22 protein-coding genes are annotated in these 20,218 nt (G+C 71.7%); 14 read left to right on the top strand and 8 right to left on the bottom strand.

The window, feature by feature from the left end:
* Positions 1–651: a PaaI family thioesterase gene (locus tag FFT21_RS07010; protein ID WP_137812938.1), complete on the bottom strand. Its 651-nt coding sequence runs from the start codon at positions 649–651 to the stop codon at positions 1–3.
* Positions 652–780: 129 nt separating this feature from the next.
* Here FFT21_RS07010 and FFT21_RS07005 point away from each other — a divergent pair, with 129 nt between their 5' ends.
* The 3 genes from FFT21_RS07005 (at position 781) to FFT21_RS06995 (ending at position 2,375) form a co-directional block, all read left to right on the top strand.
* Complete coding sequence (locus tag FFT21_RS07005; RefSeq protein ID WP_225978152.1) at positions 781–1,017, top strand: hypothetical protein; 237 nt, start codon at positions 781–783, stop codon at positions 1,015–1,017.
* Positions 1,017–1,874: a TIGR03619 family F420-dependent LLM class oxidoreductase gene (locus FFT21_RS07000; RefSeq protein ID WP_137812937.1), complete on the top strand. Its 858-nt coding sequence runs from the start codon at positions 1,017–1,019 to the stop codon at positions 1,872–1,874. Before FFT21_RS07005 ends, FFT21_RS07000 begins: the two co-directional genes overlap by 1 nt.
* A 174-nt stretch (positions 1,875–2,048) precedes the next feature.
* Positions 2,049–2,375, top strand: a complete 327-nt coding sequence (locus FFT21_RS06995) for a hypothetical protein (protein ID WP_137812936.1) — start codon at positions 2,049–2,051, stop codon at positions 2,373–2,375.
* Here the strand turns inward: FFT21_RS06995 and FFT21_RS06990 are convergent.
* The 3 genes from FFT21_RS06990 to FFT21_RS06985 form a co-directional block, all read right to left on the bottom strand.
* The gene (locus tag FFT21_RS06990) at positions 2,372–2,563 is read right to left on the bottom strand and encodes a ferredoxin (RefSeq protein ID WP_137812935.1); all 192 of its coding nucleotides are present in this window, start codon (positions 2,561–2,563) and stop codon (positions 2,372–2,374) included. The two genes, FFT21_RS06995 and FFT21_RS06990, sit on opposite strands and share 4 nt — an antisense overlap.
* Before the next feature lie 86 nt (positions 2,564–2,649).
* Entirely contained in the window at positions 2,650–2,796 is a 147-nt protein-coding gene (locus tag FFT21_RS28775; RefSeq protein WP_153816539.1) for a hypothetical protein, read from the bottom strand.
* A 211-nt stretch (positions 2,797–3,007) separates the two neighbouring features.
* The gene (locus tag FFT21_RS06985) at positions 3,008–4,159 is read right to left on the bottom strand and encodes a ferredoxin--NADP reductase (RefSeq protein WP_137812934.1); all 1,152 of its coding nucleotides are present in this window, start codon (positions 4,157–4,159) and stop codon (positions 3,008–3,010) included.
* A gap of 331 nt (positions 4,160–4,490) precedes the next feature.
* Between FFT21_RS06985 and hsaA the strand changes: the two genes are divergently transcribed.
* Genes hsaA through hsaB form a run of 4 tightly spaced genes read left to right on the top strand, consistent with a single transcriptional unit; the run spans position 4,491 to position 8,063 of the window.
* Positions 4,491–5,666, top strand: coding sequence for a 3-hydroxy-9,10-secoandrosta-1,3,5(10)-triene-9,17-dione monooxygenase oxygenase subunit (hsaA, locus tag FFT21_RS06980; protein ID WP_137812933.1), 1,176 nt, complete (start codon positions 4,491–4,493; stop codon positions 5,664–5,666).
* 15 nt (positions 5,667–5,681) lie between these two features.
* A complete protein-coding gene (gene hsaD, locus FFT21_RS06975; RefSeq protein ID WP_137812932.1) occupies positions 5,682–6,572 on the top strand; it encodes a 4,5:9,10-diseco-3-hydroxy-5,9,17-trioxoandrosta-1(10),2-diene-4-oate hydrolase in 891 nt (296 codons plus the stop codon).
* Entirely contained in the window at positions 6,572–7,477 is a 906-nt protein-coding gene (gene hsaC, locus FFT21_RS06970; protein WP_137812931.1) for an iron-dependent extradiol dioxygenase HsaC, read from the top strand. The genes hsaD and hsaC overlap by 1 nt, the downstream gene beginning before the upstream one ends.
* Positions 7,478–7,481: 4 nt before the next feature.
* Entirely contained in the window at positions 7,482–8,063 is a 582-nt protein-coding gene (gene hsaB / locus FFT21_RS06965; protein ID WP_371856732.1) for a 3-hydroxy-9,10-secoandrosta-1,3,5(10)-triene-9,17-dione monooxygenase reductase subunit, read from the top strand.
* A 76-nt stretch (positions 8,064–8,139) separates the two neighbouring features.
* Here hsaB and FFT21_RS06960 read toward each other — a convergent pair whose 3' ends face one another.
* Positions 8,140–9,303, bottom strand: coding sequence for a steroid 3-ketoacyl-CoA thiolase (locus FFT21_RS06960; protein ID WP_137812993.1), 1,164 nt, complete (start codon positions 9,301–9,303; stop codon positions 8,140–8,142).
* A 206-nt stretch (positions 9,304–9,509) separates the two neighbouring features.
* On the opposite strand from FFT21_RS06960, the gene FFT21_RS06955 reads away from it, so the two are divergent.
* The 3 genes from FFT21_RS06955 (at position 9,510) to FFT21_RS06945 (ending at position 11,804) form a co-directional block, all read left to right on the top strand.
* On the top strand, positions 9,510–10,736 hold the full coding sequence (locus FFT21_RS06955; protein ID WP_137812929.1) for a cytochrome P450: 1,227 nt from the start codon (positions 9,510–9,512) through the stop codon (positions 10,734–10,736).
* Between the two features lie 85 nt (positions 10,737–10,821).
* On the top strand, positions 10,822–11,184 hold the full coding sequence (locus FFT21_RS06950; protein WP_137812928.1) for a VOC family protein: 363 nt from the start codon (positions 10,822–10,824) through the stop codon (positions 11,182–11,184).
* A 245-nt stretch (positions 11,185–11,429) separates the two neighbouring features.
* Positions 11,430–11,804, top strand: coding sequence for a hypothetical protein (locus FFT21_RS06945; RefSeq protein ID WP_137812927.1), 375 nt, complete (start codon positions 11,430–11,432; stop codon positions 11,802–11,804).
* Here the strand turns inward: FFT21_RS06945 and FFT21_RS06940 are convergent.
* From FFT21_RS06940 to FFT21_RS06930, 3 genes are read right to left on the bottom strand one after another with little or no spacing between them, the layout of a single operon-like run.
* Complete coding sequence (locus FFT21_RS06940) at positions 11,792–13,426, bottom strand: long-chain-fatty-acid--CoA ligase (RefSeq protein ID WP_137812926.1); 1,635 nt, start codon at positions 13,424–13,426, stop codon at positions 11,792–11,794. The two genes, FFT21_RS06945 and FFT21_RS06940, sit on opposite strands and share 13 nt — an antisense overlap.
* Before the next feature lie 5 nt (positions 13,427–13,431).
* Positions 13,432–14,541, bottom strand: a complete 1,110-nt coding sequence (locus FFT21_RS06935; RefSeq protein ID WP_137812925.1) for an acyl-CoA dehydrogenase family protein — start codon at positions 14,539–14,541, stop codon at positions 13,432–13,434.
* Positions 14,542–14,556: 15 nt separating this feature from the next.
* Positions 14,557–15,741: an acyl-CoA dehydrogenase family protein gene (locus tag FFT21_RS06930; RefSeq protein ID WP_137812924.1), complete on the bottom strand. Its 1,185-nt coding sequence runs from the start codon at positions 15,739–15,741 to the stop codon at positions 14,557–14,559.
* A gap of 678 nt (positions 15,742–16,419) precedes the next feature.
* On the opposite strand from FFT21_RS06930, the gene FFT21_RS06925 reads away from it, so the two are divergent.
* The 4 genes from FFT21_RS06925 to FFT21_RS06910 all read left to right on the top strand — a co-directional run bounded on the left by FFT21_RS06925 (position 16,420) and on the right by FFT21_RS06910 (position 20,215).
* Positions 16,420–17,322 carry a 3-oxoacyl-ACP reductase gene (locus FFT21_RS06925; RefSeq protein ID WP_137812992.1) on the top strand — a complete coding sequence of 301 codons (903 nt, stop codon included), beginning with the start codon at positions 16,420–16,422 and terminating at the stop codon, positions 17,320–17,322.
* Between the two features lie 51 nt (positions 17,323–17,373).
* Entirely contained in the window at positions 17,374–18,144 is a 771-nt protein-coding gene (locus tag FFT21_RS06920; RefSeq protein ID WP_137812923.1) for a glucose 1-dehydrogenase, read from the top strand.
* A gap of 155 nt (positions 18,145–18,299) precedes the next feature.
* On the top strand, positions 18,300–19,427 hold the full coding sequence (locus FFT21_RS06915) for an ABC transporter ATP-binding protein (RefSeq protein WP_137812922.1): 1,128 nt from the start codon (positions 18,300–18,302) through the stop codon (positions 19,425–19,427).
* Positions 19,424–20,215, top strand: a complete 792-nt coding sequence (locus FFT21_RS06910; RefSeq protein ID WP_137812921.1) for an MlaE family ABC transporter permease — start codon at positions 19,424–19,426, stop codon at positions 20,213–20,215. The genes FFT21_RS06915 and FFT21_RS06910 overlap by 4 nt, the downstream gene beginning before the upstream one ends.
* Positions 20,216–20,218: the final 3 nt, after the last annotated feature.

The following is a 20,218-nucleotide window of genomic DNA, read 5'->3' as shown; positions in this document are numbered from 1 at the left end:
CTACCCGTCCTGGGTGCTGGCCGGCAGCCCGCGGATGGCGACCAGGATCGCCGACGCCTCGGCGGTGACCTCGCCGTCCGCGACGATCTCCCCGGTGGCGAAGACCCGGCGGCCCTCGCTACCGGTGAACCGCGCGCGGACGGTGAGCGGCACGCCGTAGGGGGTGCCGCGCCGGTAGTCCACGGTCAGCGACACGGTCATCGCGGGCAGCCCGGCGCACGCCACCGCCCGGCCCACAGCGTGGTCCAGCAGCGCGGCCACCCAGCCGCCGTGTACCCGGCCGGGCGGTCCCTCGTACGCGCCGCTGAGCACGGCGGTGGCGCGCATCTCGCCGTCCGCGGCCACCAGGCCGGTCATCGGTGGCGCGAGCGGGTTTCCCGGGCCCTCCACCGGGCTGTGCATGCTGACCTGGTAGCCGCCGTCGTGGGCGAGCAGCATCGGCCGGTCCCGCCGGGCGGTGCGCAGCAGCGCGGTGGCGCCGGCGATCCACTCGGCGGCGGTCAGCAGGTCGGCGGCGGGCGCGTCGGTGTGCACGATCTCCTCGACCAGTTCCCGGACCCGGGCGGCCAGTTCCCGCCGCTCCGCCGGCACCTCGGCGAGCACCGGCACCCGCCGCCGATCATCTTCCGTGGTACGCGCGCTCGCCGCCATGTCACCCGTTCCTTCCGCCCGCCGCCAGATGTAGAACACGTTCCACGGTTTCGATACCTTGTGTCAACGGCGTTCGCGCCGAGGGCACGAAACGGGTTCTACTCTTCGATCCCTTGCCGGTGAGTATTGATGGACTCTAGTCTGCTGCTGCTCGGCGCGCTGGCCGCGCAGGGGCTGGTCGACGTGGCCGACATCCAGGTCCGGGCCGCGCTGGCGGGCGGCGAGTTGGACGCCGAGCAACTGCGCGAGATCGGCCTGTTCCTCACCCACTACGTGGGGTGGCCGCTGGGCACGAAGCTGACCATGCGGATCGAGAAGATCCTCGGCGAGCAACCGCCCGCCGAGACGAACCAGGGGAGCGGCTGATGCGGCTGGGCGTCACCATCTTCGCCACCGACCGGACCATGTCACCGGTCGAGCTGGCCCGGGAGGCGGAGGACCGCGGCTTCGCCTCGCTGTTCCTGCCGGAACACACGCACATCCCGGTCAGCCGGGAGAGCCCGCCACCGACCGGGGTGGACGTGCTGCCCGAGGACTACGCGCGGACGCTGGACCCGCTCGTCGCGCTGTCCGCCGCCGCGGCCGTCACCAGCACCATCCGGCTCGGCACCGGGGTGTGCCTGCCGGCGCAGCGGGAGCCGATCGTTACCGCCAAGGCGATCGCCACCCTGGACCGCGTCTCCGGCGGCCGGTTCGTGCTCGGCATCGGGTTCGGCTGGAACCGCGAGGAGATGGCCGACCACGGCGTCGACCCGGCCACCCGCCGGGCGCGGGCGCGCGAGCACGTGCTGGCCATGCGCGCGCTGTGGCGCGAGGACGTGGCCGGCTACCGCGGCGAGTTCGTCCGCTTCGCGCCGAGCTGGTCCTGGCCCAAGCCGGCGCCCGGGCCACCGGTGCTGATCGGCGGTGCTCCGGGGGCGACGCTGTTCCGGCACGTCGCCGAGTACGCCGACGGGTGGCTGCCGATCGGCGGGTCCGGGGTGCGGGACGCGCTGCCCGCGCTGCACCGCGCCGCCGAGGCCGCCGGCCGGGACCCGGCCACGCTCACCGTGATCCCGTTCGGGGTGGAACCGACCCCGGCGAAACTGGACTACTACGCCGGACTCGGCCTGGGCGAGGTGGTGCTGCGGGTGCCGGCCGGGCCGCGCGACGAGGTGCTTCCCGTCCTCGATGCGTACACGGCGTACCTGCCGGAAGGGAGCCCGCGCCATGCCCGAGCGTGACGACTACTCCGGCGAGTTCGACCCGGACTTCCGGTACGAGGACCTGTCCAAGGCGGCGCTGGTGCGGCTGGTGCGCGAGTACGCGCTGATCGTGCACCTGCTGGACCGCTCGGTGTTCGCCGCGATCGGGCTGCGGTACGGCCAGCGGGCGGTGGAGGAGATCGCCGTCGACGAGTGGCGCGGCGCCAGCTCCGTCTACACGCAGCGGATCCGGAGGATCATGAGGGCGACGGCGTACCGGCGATCTTCAAGCAGTTGCAGCTCGACCCCGGCTTCCCGCAGCACTACATGGACGTCCGCCACGAGGTGGAGAGCGAGACCAGGGGTTACTTCTCGCTGGCCTCGTGCGGCGCGCTGCTGGACGTCGAACCGTACGGCGAGCGGGGCCGTGCGCGGCATGTGCTGCGGGACGGCACGCCGCACGTCCCGCCCACGGCGTCGGAGGGCCGGCCGCCGGAAAGCCAGCCGGCCGAAAGCCGGTCTCCGGAGGCGGCCGGTTAGTCCTCCCGCAGGCTCAGCGCCGCCTTGGGGCAGGACTGCACCGCCTGCCGCACCTTGTCGGCCGTCTGCGGGGTGGGGTCGGCGATGATGTTCAGGTTGTCCTCGTCGTCCACGTGGAACACCTCGGGCGCCACCGCCTCGCAGACACCGTTCGCCTCGCAGGCGTCGTAGTCGACCTCGATCTTCACCGCATGCCTCCGCACCTACTCGAACCGCGTGCCCGGTGCCGCACCGGCGCCACCGACGTTGGACGGTAACGCGCCGACGGCGCCGGCTACCAGATCTCGATCGGGGACTCGCCGCGCCGGTAGTGCCCGGGCTGGGCTTCACCCGAAGCGGCCTGCTCGATGCGCTGCCGCATCCCCGCGGAGAGCGCGCCAGCCCTGAGCATCTCCACGAACAGCGCGGCCGCGCTGCCCATGTCGAAGAAGTCCCGCTGCCAGCACCACCGCCAGTCACCGGCGTAGCGGAACCAGCTTCCGCCGATGCCGGCAACCTCGTACGGGGAGCCGTCCGGACGCGGTGGTCACACTATCGGACACGTGTCTAGACAGTAGTGTGGTGAGTTCCGGCCGACAAGATGTCCGGCCGGCAAGGCGCCCGCCTACGAGAACCTGTTTCGGTCCGAGGGGTCAGCCGTAGTCCACGCGCACCGCGTCGGTGACCGGGAGCGCCTGGCATGCGAGTACGTAGCCCTCGGCCAGGTCCTCGTCCTCCAGTACCTGGTTGCGCCGCATGCGCACCTCGCCTTCGGTCACCCGGCACGTGCATGCCCCGCAGCTTCCCTCGGTGCACGAGAACGGCGCGTCCAGCCCGTGCTCCCGCATCAGGTCCAGCAGCGGCTTGCCCTCCGGCCAGGGCAGGGTGTGCCGCTCGCCGTCCAGTTCGACCTCGACCGTCGCGGTCCGCCCACCCACCGCCGCGCCGTCAGCGCGGTCGGTGGCCGCCGGCCCGGCCGCGTCCGGCTCGCTGCCGGTGTCCGCATGCCCGTTCTCCGCGGCGCGAGTGGCCGCGGGCGTGGTGCCGGTGGTCGCGGTGCCGTCCGCGGGCCTGGCGCTCTCGAACGGGTTGCCGCCGAGCGAGGCGAACCGCTCCAGGTGGGTGCGCTCCCGGGGAACGCCCTCCTCGCGCAGCGCGGTGCGCACCGCGGACATGAACGGCTTGGGCCCGCAGATGAACGCCTCGTGGTCGGTGAACGGCCGCAGCAGCCCGCGCAGGCCCGCCACGGTGGGCAGCCCCTGCACGGACTCCAGCCAGTGCACCACCACCAGCCGGTCCGGGTGCGCCTCGGCCAGCCGGGACAGCTCGCCGGCGAAGATGACGGACCGCTCGTCCCGGTTCGCGTAGATCAGCACCACCCGGCCGCTTCCGGCGGTGAGCGAGGACTTGACGATCGACATGATCGGCGTGATACCGCTGCCCGCCGCGAAGAGCAACAGGTTCTCCTCCAGCGACCTCGGGGTGAACACGCCGGCCGGCTCCAGCACGTCCAGCTCGGTGCCCGCGGTGACGTTGTCGCAGATCCAGTTGGACGCGTAGCCGTCCGGCGTCCGCTTCACGGTCACCTGCAGCCGCGGGTCCACGTGCGGCGAGCTGGACAGCGAGTAGGCGCGCGCCACCGACCCGCAGCGCTCGCTGGGGATCCGCAGGGTCAGAAACTGCCCCGGCCGGTAGGGCAGCGGTTCGGTGCGGCCACGCGGCGGGTCGAAGACCAGCGAGTGTGCCTCGGCCGTCTCCGCGATGACCTCGGCCACCCGCAACCGGTGGAACACCACGTCGGTCATGTCGAACCGTCACCTCCGCGACGTCGGGCGCGCCGCCGTCCGGTACCCAATACTGAAACAGGTTATAGTTTTGCCCCGGTAACTGCTAGTGCGGGCCGGTACAGAAGCGAGAACACGTTTCATACTACCGGGATTGTCCGGGTCGAGCCGGCCGTCCGCGCCGAGACCCGGGACGGGACGGCGGCCACGGCGGCGTGGCGGACGCCGGCCCCGCGGGCGGCTATCGACAATAATGAGAACGTGTTCTAGTCTCAACCTCGCCGAGGGGAGCCGCGCGACGGCAACACGTTCCGCGCGGCCCGGGTCAGCAGAGCGACGACGGGAGCTTGCGATGAGCGGGCAGGACGCCCAGAAGGTGATCGACGGGGTGCGGGAGCTGCTCCCCGTCCTGCGTGACCGGGCGCAGGAGACCGAGGACGCCCGCAACGTCCCCGACGAGTCGATGAAGTCGCTGACCGAACTCGGCGTGTTCACGATGCTGCAGCCGCGCCGGTACGGCGGCATGGAGGCGAGCCCGGTGGACTTCTACACCGTGGTCAAGCTGGTGGCCAGCGTGTGCGGCTCGACCGGCTGGGTGACCTCGGTGCTCGGCATCCACCCGTGGCAGCTCGCCCTGTTCGACGCGCGGGCGCAGGAGGAGGTGTGGGGTGAGGACACCGACGTGCGGGTGTCCTCGTCGTACGCACCGATGGGCCGGGCCAAGCCGGTGGACGGCGGGTTCTCCTTCAGCGGCCGGTGGAGCTTCTCCTCCGGCTGCGCGCACGCCACCTGGGCGTTCCTCGGCGGGCTGGTGCTCGGCGAGGACGGCAACCCGGTGGATTTCCGCACCTTCCTGCTGCCGATCGCCGACTACACCATCGACGACGTGTGGCACACCGTCGGCCTGGCCGGCACCGGCAGCAACGACATCATCGTGGACGACGTTTTCGTGCCGGAGTACCGCACGCTCAGCTTCACCGACACCGCCAGGTGCGTCTGCCCCGGCCAGGAGGTCAACCCGGCCCCGCTGTACAAGCTGCCGTTCGCCTCGGTGTTCGCCCCGTCCATCGCGGTCCCGGTGATCGGCATGGCGCAGGGCGCCTACGACGCCTACGTCAGCTACACCCGGGAGCGGGTGCGCGCGTCCACCGGCGCCAAGGCCGCCGACGACGTGTTCGGCCAGGTGCGCATCGCCGAGGCGGCCCGCAAGATCGACCTGGCCTGGACGATGATCGAGCGCAACGTCACCGAGGAACTGGAACTGGCCACCGCCGGCGAGAAGATCCCGATGTCGCTGCGCATGCGGGTGCGCCGGGACCAGGTCAGCGCCACCGGCGCGGCGATCGAGGCGGTCGACCGGCTGTTCGAGAGCGCCGGCGGTCGCGCGCTGCGGCTGGGCACCCCGATCCAGCGGTTCTGGCGGGACGCGCACGCCGGCCGGGTACACGCCATCAACGACCCGGAGAAGACGCTGGCCATGTACGGCCAGGCGGAACTCGGCATACGGGTCACCGACGCCTGGCTGTAACCGAGGGGGACGTTCATGACCACGGCTTCCACCGTCGACTTCGCGTCGACCAGCCGGTACGCCCACGCGGGCGAGTTCACGCTGCACTACCACGAGGCCGGCACCGCCGGCGGCACTCCGGTGGTGATGCTGCACGGCGGCGGCCCCGGCGCCTCGGCGTGGAGCAACTTCGGCCGCAACCTCCCGGTGTTCGCCCGGCAGTACCGCACCCTGGCCGTCGACCAGCCCGGTTTCGGCCACTCGGACAAGCCGGCGGTGCGCGGCCACTACTTCACCTTCGCCGCGGACGCGCTGCTCGGGTTGCTGGACGAGTTGGGCATCGAGCGGGCGCACCTGGTCGGCAACTCCCTCGGCGGCGGCACGGCGGTGCGGTTCGCGTTGCGCCACCCGGACCGGGCCGGCCGGCTGGCCCTGATGGGCCCCGGCGGCCTGAGCGTGAACGTGTTCTCCCCGGACCCGACCGAGGGCATCAAGCGGCTGTACGAGTTCGCCGCGCCGCCCGGGCCGAGCCGGGAGAAGCTGGCGGCGTTCCTCCGCACCATGGTGTTCGACCAGTCGCTGGTCACCGACGAGCTGATCGAGGAGCGCTACCGGCTGGCCAGTGACCCGGAGTCGCTGCGCGCGATGGCGTCCATGGGCGCCTCGTTCCTGCAGCCGGACACCTACGAGGACGGCATGCTCTGGCGGGAGGTGCACCGGCTACGCCAGCGGGTGCTGCTGATCTGGGGCCGGGAGGACCGGGTCAACCCGCTGGACGGTGCGCTGCTCGCGCTCAAGCAGATCCCGCGCGCCCAGTTGCACGTGTTCTCCCGCTGCGGGCACTGGGCGCAACTGGAGCAGTTCGACGAGTTCAACCGGCTGGTGACCGCGTTCCTGGCCGAGCCATCCGAGGGGAGGGCGTGCTGATGGGCATCCGGTCGCTGGGTTACCTCCGTATCGAGGCCACCGACATGCCGGCCTGGCGCGAGTATGGTCTGAAGGTGCTCGGCATGGTCGAGGGCAGGGGCGCCGACCCGGACGCGCTCCACCTGCGCATGGACGACTTCCCGGCCCGGCTGGTGATCGTGCCGGGCGAGCACGACCGGTTGGCCGCCTCCGGCTGGGAGGTGGCCAACTCCGGTGAACTGGACGAGGTGCGGCAGCGGCTGGACGCGGCGGGCGTGCCGTTCAAGGAGGCCACCGCCGCGGAACTGGCCGACCGCCGGGTCAACGGGATGGTCAGCTTCGCCGACCCGTCCGGCAACACCCTGGAGGTGTTCCACGGCGTCGCGCTGGAGCACCGGCGGGTGGTCAGCCCGTACGGGCACCGGTTCGTCACCGGCGAGCAGGGGCTCGGCCACGTGGTGCTGTCCACCCACGACGATGAGGCGGCGCTGCACTTCTACCGGGATGTACTCGGGTTCCGGCTGCGCGACTCGATGCGGCTGGCGCCGGAACTGGTCGGCCGGCCCAAGGACGGCCCGCCCGCGTGGCTGCGCTTCTTCGGCTGCAACCCGCGCCACCACAGCCTGGCGTTCCTGCCGATGCCCACGCCGAGCGGCATCGTGCACCTGATGATCGAGGTGGAGGACGTCGACGACGTCGGCCTGTGCCTGGACCGCGCGCTGCGCCGCAAGGTGCCGATGTCGGCCACCATGGGCCGGCACGTCAACGACCTGATGCTGTCGTTCTACATGAAGACGCCCGGCGGGTTCGACGTCGAGTTCGGCGCCGAGGGTCGGCAGGTGGACGATGACACCTGGATCGCCCGGGAGAGCACCGCGGTCAGCCTGTGGGGCCACGACTTCAGTGTCGGCGCGCAGACACAGTGAGGCGGTGAGCAACGTGCCGCAGGGTTCTGCGACCACCGTGGACCAGCAGGCGTTCCGCGCCGTGCTGGGCCATTTCTGCACCGGCGTCACCGTGGTGACCAGTGTGGACGGTGGCGAGCCCGTGGGGTTCGCCTGCCAGTCCTTCTCCTCGCTGTCGCTGTCCCCGCCGCTGGTGCTGTTCTGCCCCAGCAGGACGTCGTCGAGCTGGGCCCGCATCCGCCGGGCCGGGTACTTCTGCGTGAACGTACTCGCCGAGGACCAGCGCGAGGTGTCCGCGGTGTTCGGCCGGCCCGGCACGGATCGGTTCGCCGGCCTGTCCTGGACGCCGTCGCCGAACGGAGCCCCCGTGCTGGCCGGAGTGCTCACCTGGGTGGACTGCGTGATCGAGACGGTGCACGAGGCCGGCGACCACGACGTGGTGATCGGTCGGGTCGTCGAGCTGGGCCCGCAGGCCGAGGGCCGGCCGCTGCTGTTCTATCGCGGCGCCTACACGGTCACCGAGACCCCGGAGGACACCGCCCCGCCGCGCGCCGACGAGCTGCTGGACACGCTGCTGAGCTGGTCCCGCCACGGCGACTGGATCTGACCCCGGTTCCGCATTCAGCGGGCTCATTGGGGATTCCGGGTACTCCGGAATCCCCAATGAGCCCACTGAACGCGTTTCAGACGCGTTCCAGGATGGTTCCGGTGGACAGCGCGCCGCCGGCGCACATGGTGACCAGCGCGGTGGCCGCGTCCCGGCGCTCCAGCTCGTGCAGCGCGGTGGTGATCAGTCGGGCGCCGGTGCTGCCGACCGGGTGGCCGAGCGCGATCGCGCCGCCGTTGACGTTGACCTTGTCCAGCTCCGGCCGGTGCACGCTGGTCCAGGACAGCACCACGGACGCGAACGCCTCGTTCACCTCGAACAGGTCCACGTCGCCGATCTTCATGCCGCTGCGGGCCAGCACCCGCTCGGTGGCCTGCACTGGGCCGTCCAGGTGATAGTAGGGCTCCGCGCCGACCAGGCACTGCGCCACGATCCGGGCACGCGGCCGCAGGCCCAGCGCGCGGGCCCGGTCGGCGTCCATCACCAGCACCGCGGCCGCGCCGTCGGAGATCTGCGAGGAGGTGCCTGCGGTGTGCACGCCGCCCTCGACCACCGGCTTGAGCCCGGCCAGCGCCTCCAGGCTGGTCTCCCGCAGCCCCTGGTCCCGGGTCACCGTCCGGATCTCTCCGGTCGGCCTGCCGTCGGCGTCCAGCACGGGCACCTTCACCGGCACCACCTCGCGGTCGAAGCGGCCCTCCGCCCAGGCCTGCCCGGCCCTGGTCTGCGAGCGCACCCCGAACCGGTCGATCTCCTCCCGGGAGAAGCCCCGGCGCTCCGCGATCCGCTCCGCCGCGACGTACTGGTTGGGTAGGTCGATGTCCCACGACTCGGGCCGTGGCATGCCGGCGCTCTCGCCGACGTTGGCCCGCAGCGGGACCCGGCTCATCGCCTCCACGCCGCAGGCGATGCCGACCTCGATGGCGTCCGCGGCGATGAGGCCGGCGACCAGGTGGGTGGACTGCTGCGCCGACCCGCACTGGGCGTCCACGGTCATGCACCCGGTCTGGTACGGCAGCCTGGCGTGCAGCCACGCGGTGCGGGTGACATTGTTGGACTGCTCGCCGGCCTGCGTCACGCAGCCGCCGACCACCTGCTCGACCAGCGCGGTGTCGATGCCGGCCCGCTCGACCAGCGCCGCCTGGGCCGCCCCCAGGATCTCGGCCGCGTGCAGGCCGGACAGCCAGCCGCCGCGCTTGCCGATCGGGGTGCGCACCGCTTCCACGATCACCGGATTGCCCACTCGGGACTCCTCTCGGGTGAGGACCTGGCCTAGAAAGTAGAACAGGTTCACGATCTCGGGCAAGGCGTACGAGGTTTCCATGGTCACCTCATGTCCTTGCCTTTCCTTGGGTAGACGCCCTGTGCTTCAATGCCAATAAGAACGTGTTCCATCGTCGTTGTCCGCGTTGCGACCCCACCGACGAGCGACGAGTGCAGGAGGCAGCCGTGGCTTCGCCCCGCATCCCGGAAGGCTTCGACTTCACCGACCCCGACATGTACGCGCAGCGGCTGCCCGTCGAGGAACTCGCCCAGCTGCGCCGGACCGCCCCGGTGTGGTGGAACGCCCAGCCGCACAACATCGCCGGGTTCGGTGACGACGGGTACTGGGTGGTCACTCGGCACGCGGACGTCAAGGAGGTCTCCCGGAACACCGACGTCTACTCGACCTGGGAGAACACCGCCATCATCCGGTTCGGCCCGGACATGACCCGGGACCGGATCGAGATGCAGCGCTACATCCTGCTCAACATCGACCCGCCACAGCACACCAAGCTGCGCGGCATCATCTCCCGGGGCTTCACGCCGCGTGCGATCAACAGCCTCCGGGACGCGTTGCAGGAGCGGGCGGAGCGGATCGTGGCCACCGCGCTGGCCGACGGCAGCGGCGACTTCGTCACCGACGTGGCCTGCGAGCTGCCGCTGCAGGCCATCGCCGAGCTGCTCGGCGTCCCGCAGGAACACCGGCACAAGATCTTCCACTGGTCCAACCAGATGATCGCGTACGACGACCCCGAGTACGACGTCGAGCCGGACGCTGCCGCCGCGGAACTGCTCGGCTACTCGATGAACATGGCCGAGGAGCGCAAGCGCTGCCCGATGGACGACATCGCCACCAAGCTCATCCAGGCCGACGTGGACGGCAACGCGCTCTCCTCGGACGAGTTCGGTTTCTTCGTGTTGCTGCTCGCCGTCGCCGGCAACGAGACCACCCGCAACGCGATCACCCACGGCATGAAGGCCTTCGTCGACCACCCCGACCAGTGGGAGCTGTTCAAGGCCGAGCGCCCGGCCACCACCGCGGACGAGATCGTCCGCTGGGCCACCCCGGTGATGGTCTTCCAGCGCACCGCGCTGGCCGACACCGAACTCGGCGGCCAGCGGATCAGGAAGGGCCAGCGGCTCGGCCTGTTCTACAGCTCGGCCAACTTCGACGAGGAGGTCTTCGACCACCCCGAGCGGTTCGACATCACCCGCGACCCCAACCCGCACCTCGGCTTCGGCGGCAGCGGCGCGCACTACTGCATCGGCGCCAACCTGGCCAAGCTGGAGATCGAGCTGATCTTCAACGCGGTGGCCGACCAGATGCCGAACATCCGCCAGGTCGCCGAACCCCGCCGGCTCCGCTCCGGCTGGCTCAACGGCATCAAGGAGTTCCGCGTCCAGTACTCCTGACGCCGTTCGCCGGCCACGTCGCAACCGACCGCCGACCCGCCGCGGTCGGTTGCGGCCGAGCCCGGCGATGCGGTAGGTGTCCTTCGTGGCCAGCCGGATCATCGCCGTTGTGGTCGACTGCCGCGACGCCGAGTCGCTTGCCGCGTTCTGGTGCGCGGCGCTCGACTACCAGGTGGTGCGGCGTTGGCAGGACGCCCGCGGCAAGGAGTACGTCGAGGCCGCCACGGACGGCCGACCGACGCTGCTCTTCCACCCCGTCCCCGAGGGCAAGACCCCCGGCAAGAACCGGCTGCACCTCGACCTCCGGCCGACGGACGGCAACCAGGACGCCGAGGTGCGCCGGCTGGTGGGCCTGGGCGCGCGGGTCGTCTCCAGTGAGCAGGACCTCCCGTGGGTCGTCCTCACCGACCCCGAAGACAACGAGTTCTGCGTACTCCCGCCTGGCTGATCGGCGCCCCGTCCGCCGCCGGAAACCGACCCGAGCGTGCCCGTGTGGATGTGATCTCTTCTGACCTTCGCCGAAAGCCAGCCGGGGCCATGCTTCGCCCCTACGCTCCGGAAGGGCCAGTCACTGGTCGTGAGAGTTGATGCCGCCTGGTGACAGACTGCGCTCATGCCTGCTCCGCTGCCGTCCCCTACCAGCCCACGGCTCATCGTGCTGTGGGATGTCGACCACACGCTGATCGAAACCAGGTGGTCGGCCGGGCGATCTACGACCGTGCCTTCCTGGCCGCAGCCGGCAAGCCGCTGGCAGAGTTGGCGTCGATCTCCGGTCGCACTGAATCCGACATCATGGCCGAACGTCTGCGCATCAACGGCATTGAACCGACCGCTCAGCGGATCGAGAGCCTCGCGGACGCCCTGATCCGCGGATATGACGACGCCCGCGAGGAAATGAGGAGGGTCGGGCGCGCACTGCCGGGCGCCCGTGCAACTCTCGCCGAGCTTGCCGCGGAAACCATCGGTGCCCACGATGTGGTGCGGGATCTCGACGAATGCCGAGATCTGCTGCGCCGAATCGGCCGATCAAAGACATCGGCGACCGAGGCTGACCGTCAGGCCGGATGAGCCGCCACGGCCTCCTCGAGTTCGGCAGCGCGGGCCGGGGTGAGCCGGCGGAACACGCGCTCGTGGCCCTCGCGGTGCCAGACCGGGTCCGGGCAGTTCCAGCGTTCGGCGGCGAGTTGGCGTTTGAGCACCTTGTAGGTGGAGGTGCGGGGCAGCTCGGTGGCGATCCGGACGTAGCGGGGGAGCTGCTTGGCGCCGAGGTCGGGTTGGGCGGCGAGGAAGGCGACGAAGCCGTCCGGGTCGAACGCCGCGCCGTCGCGCAGCACCAGGGCCGCCATGATCTGGTCGCCCACGGTCACGTCCGGCACCGCGTACACGGCCACCTCGGCCACGTCGGGGTGGCGCAGCAGCAGCCGCTCGATCGGCGCGGTACCCAGGTTCTCGCCGTCCACCCGCAACCAGTCCGCGGAACGGCCGGCGAAGTAGCAGAACCCGTCCTCGTCGCGGTAGGCCAGGTCCCCGCTCCAGTACCGGCCGCCGCGCAGCCGCGCGGCGTCGGCGTCCGGATCGCGGTAGTAGCCGGCGAAGGCGCCTGCGCCGGCGGTGTTCACCAGCTCGCCGACTGCCTCCTCGCCGTTGAGGATGCGACCGTCGGCGTCGAACCGCGCGGGCGGGCAGGGTTCGCCGGTGTCCGGGTGCAGGATGTCCACGCCGTCGGCGAGCCGGCCCAGCGCGCCCGGCGGGGTGTCCGGGGTGCGCTGCACGGCCACCCCGCCCTCGGTGGAGCCGAACCCGTCCACCACGTGGCAGCCGAACCGCTCGGCGAACCGCGTCATGTCCCGCTCGGCGCCCTCGTTGCCGTAGACGATGCGCAGCGGGTTGTCCGCGTCGTCCGGCCGTTCCGGGGTGGCCAGCAGGTAGGACAGCGGCCGGCCCACGTAGTTGGCGTACGTGGCACCGAAGCGGCGGACGTCGGCGAGGAACGCGGACGCGGAGAACCGGCGGCGCAGCGCGATCGTGGTGCCGGCGGCCAGGCCCACCGACCAGCCGGCCATGATGGCGTTGGAGTGGAACATCGGCATCGACACGTACACGGTGTCCGCAGTGGACAGTCCGAACCGGTCGGCCAGCATCACGCCGGGGAAGGCGATCTTGCCGTGGGTGCAGCGCACCGCCTTGGGGTCGCCGCTGGTGCCGGACGTGAAGATCAGCATGAGCAGGTCGTCGGGTCCAGCCGGTACCGCGTCGGCCGGGGCGCCGGTGTGCGCGGCCACCGCGTCCGCCCAGGCGGGGGAGTCGATGTCCCACACCGCCGCGCCGAGGTCCAGCCCGTCGAGCAGCGGGGCGTGCCGGCGCTCGGTGACCACGAGTTGGCAGTCGGCCAGCCGCACGTCCCGGGCCAGGGCCGGGCCGCGCCGCGTCGGGTTCAGCCCGACCAGCACCGCCCCGGCCAGCGCCGCCGCGCCGAGCAGGAGGGAGAACTCGGGCACGTTGTCCAGCAGCACGCCCACGTGGAACGGGATCCCGGGACACCGCAGCGCGCGCAGCAGCGCGGCCCGCTCGGCGGAGGCGGCCACGTGCTCCGCCCACGACCACGTGGACTCCTCGAACCGCAGGCCGGGATGCTCGTCCCCGGTGCGGGCGAGCAGCAGTTCGGTGACGGTGGGCGTGCCGTCGACCATGGCGGCTACGCGGGCACCGCGGCCAGGGTGGCGCCGATCCGGCGCAACTGGGCGGTGGCCCCGCCGAGGGCGAACTCGTTGCGCTTGGCGGCCACGAAGTACCGGTGCAGCACGTGGTCCACGTCGATGCCCACCCCGCCGTGCACGTGCACCGCGGTGTGCGCGACCCGGTGCCCGCCGTCCGCGGCCCAGAACTTCGCGGTGGCGATCTCGGTGTCGCACGGCAAACCGGTCTCGCACCGCCACGCCGCCTGCCACAGGGTGAGCCGGATGGCCTCGACGTCCACGTAGGCGTCGGCGAGCCGCTGGGCCACCGCCTGGAAGGCGCCGATCGGCTTGTCGAACTGCACCCGGCTGCGCGCGTACTCCGCGGTCAGCTCCAGGGCCCGCTCGGTGACTCCGAGCTGCGCGGCGGCCAGCCCGATCGTGCCGCGCGCGGCCAGCCACTCCAGCACTTCGGCGCCGCCGAGCCGCCGGTCCTCGGCCAGCGGCACCCCGGCCAGGTCCAGCCACGCCTCGCTGTCGGCGTCCACGATCCGCTGCCGCTCGACGCTCACCCCCGGGTCGTCCGGGGTGATCAGGAAGACCGCCAGGCCGCGCGGGGTGGTCGCCGGCACCAGGATCGCGTCCGCCAGCGGGCCCGCCGGCACGGTGGTCTTCGACCCGGTGAGCAGCCAGCCCCCCGTCGTCTGGTCGGCCCGGGTGGTGGGCGCGGCCGGGTCCTCGCCGAGTTCCTCGACCAGCGCCGCGGTGAGCACTAGTTCGCCGCGCGCCGCCGGGGCGGCCCACCGCTCGCGCTGCCCGGCGTCGCCGAACCTGGCGATCGCCGAGGCGGCCATCACGATGGACGGCAGGTAGGGCACGGGTGCGACGGCCCGGCCCAGCTCGACGAGCACGCTGCACTGCTCGAGCAGGCCGAACCCGCTGCCGCCGACGTCCTCGGGCAGCGCGGCGGCGAGCACCCCGGCCTCGGCGAGCGCGGCCCACAGCTCGCGGTCGAACCGGTCGCCGCCGGCCTCGACCTCGCGCAGCCGCTCGGGGGTGGCGCGGTCGATGACGATCCGGCGGGTCAGCCCGGCCAGGTCCTGCTGGGCCTCGGTGAGCGTGAAGTCCATCGAACGACCTCCGGGTCAGCGTCGGGAAACGGGCAGGCCGAGCGCGACCGCGGCGATGATGTCGCGCTGCACCTCGTTGGTGCCGCCGCCGAAGGTGAGGATCAGGCAGGCGCGGTGCAGCCGCTCGATCCGCCCGGCCAGCACCGCGCCGCGGGCGTCCCGCCGGAGGTAGGCGTGCGCGCCGAGTACCTCCATCAGCAGCCGGTACGCCTCGGTGGCGAACTCGGTGCCGAACACCTTGGTGGCCGACGCCTGCGCCGGGCTGAGCGACCCGCCCGCGCCCCACGCGGTCCGCCAGTTGATCAGCTTGAGGAACTCCACCTTGGCGTGCACCCGGGCCAGGTGGAGCTGCACCCACTCCTGGTCGATGACCCGCCGGTCCGAGCCGGGCAGCTTGGTGGTCTGCGCCCACTCCCGCACGTCACGCAGGGCCGCCGTGATCGGCGCGGCCGAGGTGAGCGCTACCCGCTCGTGGTTGAGCTGGTTGGTGATCAGACCCCAGCCCTTGTTCTCCTCGCCGACCAGCGCGGACACCGGCACCCGCACGTCCGAGTAGTAGGTGGCGCTGGTGGTCGGCCCGGACACGGTGCGCACCGGGGTCCAGGAGAACCCGGCGGAGTCGGTTGGCACGATCAGCACGGACAGCCCCCGGTGCCGGGCCGCGTCCGGGTCGGTGCGGCAGGCCAGCCACACGTAGTCGGCATACTGGATCAGGCTGGTCCACATCTTCTGGCCGTTGACCACGTACTCGTCGCCGTCGCGCACCGCGCGGGTGCGCAGCGCGGCGAGGTCGGTGCCGGCCTCGGGCTCGGAGTAGCCGATCGAGAAGTGGATCTCCCCGCCGGCGATCCTCGGCAGGTAGTACGCCTTCTGCTCGTCCGTGCCGAAACGCATGATGGTCGGGCCGACGGTGTTGAGCGTCAGGAACGGCACCGGCACTCCGGCGACGGCGGCCTCGTCGTTGAAGATGAGCTGCTCCATCATCGACCGGTTCTGGCCGCCGTACTCGGTCGGCCAGCCGAGCACCAGCCAGCCGTCCCGGCCCATCTCCCGGACGACCTCCTTGTAGACGGTGCCGTCGCCGTACTCGCCCTCGCTGGCGGTGAGCGCCTCGCGCCGCTCCGGCGTCATCAGCTTGGCGAAGTACGCCCGCAGCTCGTCGCGGAGCCCCTCCTGCTCGGGCGTGTAGGTGATGTGCATCCGCCCCTCCCGTGCGCGGTGACCATCGTGGCCACCCGCCAAGTGAAACAGATTCTCATGCCTGAATCCAGGGGCTCCTGCCAGGGCGGACCCTGACTGAGCACCGCAACGCCCGGAATACTTAGAACGAGTTCTCATAGTCTGGCGCGGTCCGGTCGGGCACCCCGCGTCCCGGCGCGGCGACGGCCCGTCGTACCACCCTCGGCCTGGCGACCGGCGCCCGTCCGGCCGCTCGTCACGCTGCGCCAATGCTGTGAGTTCCGGGCCGGGGCGTGACTTGCGTCTCTGCCCGCTCGTTGAGTGAAGCAAGTACGCAGCGTAGTGGTGGCGGTGGGTGATGGCGGGACTCGGCGCGCCGCGCGCCGGCGGCTTCGCGGGAGATGGCGGGCGGTCCCCCGGCGGGTGGCGCGGCCGGGTGCACGGGCCCCCGCTCCGGCGCGACCACGTCACGTAGAACGTGTTTCCAGATCGTTGCCTTCGGTGCAGAGAAACACCAGGTAGAGAGCGATTGTGGGCCGCCGCAGCGGCGTTGACTCAGGTAGAACAGTATTCTACTGTGAGCCAGGTAACTGCCGCGATGGTCGGTGATGGCCCACGCCGCCAACCGGGCCGAACCCCTCCGGACGTCGCCGACCCCAGCGGAACGAGGAGTCGCCCGTGGAGAGCACAGCAGCGTCGCTGAGCCTGGAAGGCAAGGTCGCCGTGGTGACCGGGGCCGGTGCCGGCCTCGGCAGGGCCGAGGCGCTCGCGCTGGCCGATGCCGGCGCCGAGGTGGTGCTCAACGACATGCCCGGGGCGGGCGCTCCGGTGCTCGCCGAGATCGAGGGCCGCGGCGGCAAGGCGGCGCTGGTGGAGGGCGACATCGCCGAGCGGGCCACCGCGGACGCGTTGCTGGACACCGCGGTGCAGCGGTTCGGCGGCCTGCACGTGGTGGTGAACAACGCCGGCGTGATCCGCGACCGGATGCTGTTCAACATGTCCGACCAGGAGTGGGACCAGGTCATCCGGGTGCACCTGCGCGGGCACTTCCTGCTGTCCCGCAACGCCGCGGCCTACTGGCGGTCGAAGTCCAAAGAGGACGGCGGGCCGGTGTACGGGCGGGTGGTGAACACGGCTTCGGAGGCGTTCCTGGTCGGCTCGGAGGGCCAACCCAACTATGCCGCGGCCAAGGCCGGGATCGCCGCGCTGACCCTGTCCACCGCCCGCGCCATGGCCCGCTACGGCGTGCGCGCCAACGCGATCTGCCCCCGGGCACGGACCGCGATGACCGCCCGCGTGTTCGGCGACGCCCCGGAGGGCGGCATGGACCCGCTGTCGCCGGAGCACGTCGCCCCGTTCGTCGCCTACCTGGCCGCCCCGGCCGCCGACGCGATCACCGGGCAGGTGTTCGTGGTGCACGGCGGCATGGTGGCGCTGCTCGCCGCGCCCACCGTGGAGCGGCGTTTCGACGCGACCGGGCCCACCTGGACGCTCGCCGACCTGAACCAAACCGTCGGTGACTACTTCGCCGCACGCGACCCCGGGCGCGGCTTCGCGTGCCCCGACGTGCTGTCACTGTCCCGGGCGGCCGGGGCGGAGTGACCCAGGGGCGGGCGGACACACCAGCAGGACCGGCGAGGAAGGCGGAGGCGGATGGGACGACTTTCCGGCAAGGTCGCGCTGATCACCGGCGCGGCGCGAGGGCAGGGTGCGGCCATGGCCCGCGGGTACGTGGCCGAGGGCGCCCGCGTCGTCCTCGCCGACATCGCCGACGATGCGGGCAAGCAACTCGCCGACGAACTCGGCGACGCGGCCCGGTACCAGCACCTCGACGTGGCCAGCGAGGAGGACTGGGCCGCCGCGGTCCGGGTCACCACCGACGCGTTCGGCCGGCTGGACGTGCTGGTGAACAACGCCGGGATCCTGCACTTCTCGTCGATCGTGGAAACCACCCTGGCGGACTACGAGCGGATCATCCGGGTCAACCAGACCGGCACCTTCCTGGGTATCCGCGCGGCGGTGCCGGCGATGACCGAGGCCGGCGGCGGCTCGATCATCAACCTCTCCTCGGTGGAGGGGCTGGGCGGCATGCCGCTGCTGCTCGCCTACACGGCCAGCAAGTTCGCCATCCGCGGGATGACCAAGTCGGCCGCGATGGAACTGGGCAGGCACGGCATCCGGGTCAACTCCGTGCACCCCGGCATGATCGACACCCAGATGGTGCGGGACGCCGCCGGTGGCGGAGACGACCTGGACCTCTCGCCGATCGGCCAGTACATCCCGCTTGGCCGGATCGGCCAGCCGGAGGACGTCGCCGGCGTGGTGGTCTTCCTCGGCAGCGACGAGAGCCGCTACTGCACCGGCGCGGAGTTCGTGGCCGACGGGGGCGTCACCGCGACCCACGCCTTCTACAACATCAGCTGACCCCGAGGGAAAGCCGTGACAACGACGTCGCCAACCAGCGGTCCCCAGATGACTGGCGCAGGCCGCCGCACCTGGACGGGCCATGGCGCGCGCCCAGGCCGCGACTCGACGCGGTCGCGGCGGCGCGCGAACCCGCGGAAAGAGAGGCAGGCGCGATGGGCGTCGAGGTGAAGGTCGAGGGCCTGACCAAGTCCTTCGGCCGGCAGACCATCTGGCGGGACGTCACGCTCACCCTGCCGGCCGGCGAGGTGTCCGTCCTTCTTGGACCGTCGGGCACCGGCAAGTCGGTGTTCCTCAAGTCGATCATCGGCCTGCTCCGGCCGGAGCGCGGCACGTGCGTCATCAACGGCACCGACGTGTGCTCCTGCTCCGAGCGCGAACTGTACGAGATCCGCAAGCTGCTCGGCGTGCTGTTCCAGGACGGCGCGCTGTTCGGCTCGATGGACATCTACGACAACGTCGCCTTCCCGCTGCGCGAGCACACCAGGAAGTCGGAGTCGGAGATCCGGCGCATCGTGGGCGAGAAGATGGAATTGGTCGGCCTCACCGGGGCGGAGCACAAGCTGCCCGGCGAGATCTCCGGCGGCATGCGCAAGCGCGCCGGGCTGGCCAGGGCGCTGGTGCTCGACCCGGAGATCATCCTCTGCGACGAGCCGGACTCCGGCCTGGACCCGGTGCGCACCGCGTACCTGTCCCAACTGCTGATCGACCTGAACGCGCAGCTCGACGCCACCATCCTGATCGTCACCCACAACATCAACGTGGCCCGCACCGTGCCGGACAACCTCGGCATGCTGTTCCGCCGCGAGCTGGTCATGTTCGGTCCGCGCGAGGTGCTGCTCACCAGCGACGAGCCGGTGGTGGCCCAGTTCTTGGGCGGTCGCCGGGTCGGCCCGATCGGGATGAGCGAGGAGAAGGACCAGGCGACCATGGACCGGGAGCGGGCGCACGCCGAGGCCGGCCACATGGACGCCGAGCTCGCCGAGGACGTCCGGGGTGTGCCGCCGCAGCTCGAACCCACCGCGGGGCTGCCCGAGCGGATGGCGGTGCGCCGGCGCAAGGACCGGGTCATGCGGATGCTGTCCAGCCTGCCGGCCGGCGCCAGGCAGAGCGTGCTGGCCAGCCTGACCGACGCCGACCGGCACCGCTACGGGTTGACCGCGCCGCTGCCGCAGCGGCCCGCGCCGGTAACCTCCGTGCACGGCTCCCTTCACGAGGTGGCCCGGACGCCGCGCGACCTGGGCGCCGCGTTCACCCGCCGGCCGTGGGGCGGCCGCCGATGAGCAGCACCAACGCCGCCGGGTTCCCCGGGGTCGCCGCGCTGCGGCAGGTCGGGCGGATGGCCACGCTCGGCTGGGAGGTGCTCAAAAACACCCCGCGGCGGCCGTTCCAGCGCCGCGAGTTCATCCAGCAGTGCTGGTTCTTCGTCAGCGTGACCTGGCTGCCCACCGCGCTCGTGTCCATCCCGTTCGGCGCGGTGATCTCGCTGCACCTCGGCTCGCTGACCCAGCAGATCGGCGCCCAGTCGTTCACCGGGGCGGCCGGCGCGCTGGCGATCATCCAGCAGGCCAGCCCGCTGATCACCGCCCTGCTGGTGGCCGGAGCCGGCGGCTCGGCGATGTGCGCGGACATCGGCTCGCGCACCATCCGCGAGGAGATCGCCGCGATGGAGGTGCTCGGCGTCTCGCCGATCCACCGGCTGATCGTGCCCAGGGTGCTCGCCGCGGTCGTGGTCTCCATGCTGCTCAACGGTCTGGTCAGCGTGGTCGGCGTGCTCGGCGGCTACTTCTTCAACGTGGTCATGCAGGGCGGCACCCCGGGCGCCTACCTGGCCAGCTTCAACGCCCTCGCCCAGCTTCCCGACCTGTGGGTCAGCGAGTTCAAGGCGCTCATCTACGGCTTCGTCGCCGGCATCGTGGCCGCCTACCGCGGCCTCAACCCGTCCAGCGGGCCCAAGGGCGTCGGCGACGCGGTCAACCAGGCGGTGGTCGTCACGTTCCTGCTGCTGTTCCTGGTCAACGTGGTGATCACCGGGATCTACCTGCAGATCGTCCCGGCGAAGGGGATGTGAGGC

The sequence above is a fragment of the Gandjariella thermophila genome, assembly GCF_005405885.1.
GTDB lineage: Bacteria > Actinomycetota > Actinomycetes > Mycobacteriales > Pseudonocardiaceae > Gandjariella > Gandjariella thermophila.
This window is presented reverse-complemented; position numbering and strand designations above follow the sequence as displayed.

What these genes read in the sequence shown, in the direction of transcription:
- FFT21_RS07010 (WP_137812938.1), bottom strand. Translation starts at nt 651, where the DNA reads ATGGCGGCGAGCGCGCGTACCACGGAAGATGATCGGCGGCGGGTGCCG.
- FFT21_RS07005 (WP_225978152.1), top strand. Translation starts at nt 781, where the DNA reads ATGGACTCTAGTCTGCTGCTGCTCGGCGCGCTGGCCGCGCAGGGGCTG.
- FFT21_RS07000 (WP_137812937.1), top strand. Translation starts at nt 1,017, where the DNA reads ATGCGGCTGGGCGTCACCATCTTCGCCACCGACCGGACCATGTCACCG.
- FFT21_RS28775 (WP_153816539.1), bottom strand. Translation starts at nt 2,796, where the DNA reads ATGGGCAGCGCGGCCGCGCTGTTCGTGGAGATGCTCAGGGCTGGCGCG.
- FFT21_RS06985 (WP_137812934.1), bottom strand. Translation starts at nt 4,159, where the DNA reads ATGACCGACGTGGTGTTCCACCGGTTGCGGGTGGCCGAGGTCATCGCG.
- hsaA (WP_137812933.1), top strand. Translation starts at nt 4,491, where the DNA reads ATGAGCGGGCAGGACGCCCAGAAGGTGATCGACGGGGTGCGGGAGCTG.
- hsaD (WP_137812932.1), top strand. Translation starts at nt 5,682, where the DNA reads ATGACCACGGCTTCCACCGTCGACTTCGCGTCGACCAGCCGGTACGCC.
- hsaC (WP_137812931.1), top strand. Translation starts at nt 6,572, where the DNA reads ATGGGCATCCGGTCGCTGGGTTACCTCCGTATCGAGGCCACCGACATG.
- FFT21_RS06940 (WP_137812926.1), bottom strand. Translation starts at nt 13,426, where the DNA reads ATGGTCGACGGCACGCCCACCGTCACCGAACTGCTGCTCGCCCGCACC.
- FFT21_RS06935 (WP_137812925.1), bottom strand. Translation starts at nt 14,541, where the DNA reads ATGGACTTCACGCTCACCGAGGCCCAGCAGGACCTGGCCGGGCTGACC.
- FFT21_RS06930 (WP_137812924.1), bottom strand. Translation starts at nt 15,741, where the DNA reads ATGCACATCACCTACACGCCCGAGCAGGAGGGGCTCCGCGACGAGCTG.
- FFT21_RS06920 (WP_137812923.1), top strand. Translation starts at nt 17,374, where the DNA reads ATGGGACGACTTTCCGGCAAGGTCGCGCTGATCACCGGCGCGGCGCGA.
- FFT21_RS06915 (WP_137812922.1), top strand. Translation starts at nt 18,300, where the DNA reads ATGGGCGTCGAGGTGAAGGTCGAGGGCCTGACCAAGTCCTTCGGCCGG.
- FFT21_RS06910 (WP_137812921.1), top strand. Translation starts at nt 19,424, where the DNA reads ATGAGCAGCACCAACGCCGCCGGGTTCCCCGGGGTCGCCGCGCTGCGG.